Origin of the sequence: Catenulispora pinisilvae, assembly GCF_015356865.1 — a bacterium.
Lineage (GTDB): Bacteria > Actinomycetota > Actinomycetes > Streptomycetales > Catenulisporaceae > Catenulispora > Catenulispora pinisilvae.
In genome coordinates this window covers 1-1,002 of the sequence record NZ_JAAFZA010000526.1, presented here as the reverse complement: position 1 = coordinate 1,002, position 1,002 = coordinate 1, and the positions used below count along the sequence as shown (strand labels likewise).

The window sequence follows — 1,002 nt, the reverse complement described above, 5'->3', positions numbered from 1 at the left end:
GATGCGGGGCTGATGGGGGGCGATGCGTGATGGCCCGGCATCTGTCTTGAGTTTTGGGGTGGGGAGTTTCGAGGCGGGGAGCTTTCGAGGGAAGGCGGAGAGTCTTCGAGCCGGGGAGTCTTCGAGGCAGAGGCCTTCGAGGCGGGAAGTCTTCGAGGCGGAGAGCCTTCGAGGCAGAGGCCTTCGAGGCGGGAAGTCTTCGAGGCGGAGAGTCTTCGAGCCGGGTTGCGGTTGGGTTGTGGGTTTTAGAAGCTGTTTACGGCCTTCGGTCATAGTCGTGCCGGTTCGGGGTTCGGGTCGGCGGGTGTGTCTGTCTGCTGCCGGTTTACGCGTTCACAACCCCGCCCCACCTCAGGCCTCTTCAACTCCGGCAGGTCGGAACAAGAGCCAGATCAAAAGCCGGATCAACGGCAAGATCAAGAGCCAGATCAAGATCAAAGACTGTGATGAAGAGCCGGCGCCTCCGGCGGGGCTCTCGGCTCCCTCGGGGAACTGGCGCAATTCCATAGGGTGGCCGAGCCAGTCTCAGCGGCGGCGGTCCCTGAGGTGGTGCGGTTCGTTCCCCTCGCTCGCGTCGTCAGCCCCAAGGGGTACAGCGCCGAACCCCGGGAGTAAAGTCCGCGCGCTGCGGTCAGGCGTGCAGGCGGCGGCCGCGTACAGCGCGAACTTGACTCCCGAGAACCGGCACTGTAGGCAAAGCCCTGCCGACGCGACCGAGGGGAACGAACCGAAAACCGACCGGAGAAGTGCAGAAATCGGGGGTGCGGGGTTGGTGCGTCGGTGGGTTCAGCCGCCGGTCTGGCGTCTGGCGACGCGGCAGTCCCGGAGATGCGCATCCTGAGCTGGCGGGTGCGGGTCGGGCTGGTCGGCCCTAGTGCCGGTGCGTGTTGTCAGGCTGCGAGGGATCGCCGGGGTGCTCGAAGCCCGGCGCGTGTGTGACAAGGGCCCGGCGGCGCTGGTCGAGCCAGCGGTTGAAGGCGGCCAGGCGGGTCGGGTCGGTGG

Annotated in this window: 1 pseudogene; it reads right to left on the bottom strand. The window is 66.6% G+C overall.

What is annotated here, in order from left to right:
• Positions 1–871: 871 nt before the first annotated feature.
• A pseudogene (locus IZR01_RS54660) lies at positions 872–1,002 on the bottom strand (malonyl CoA-ACP transacylase); the annotation flags it as partial.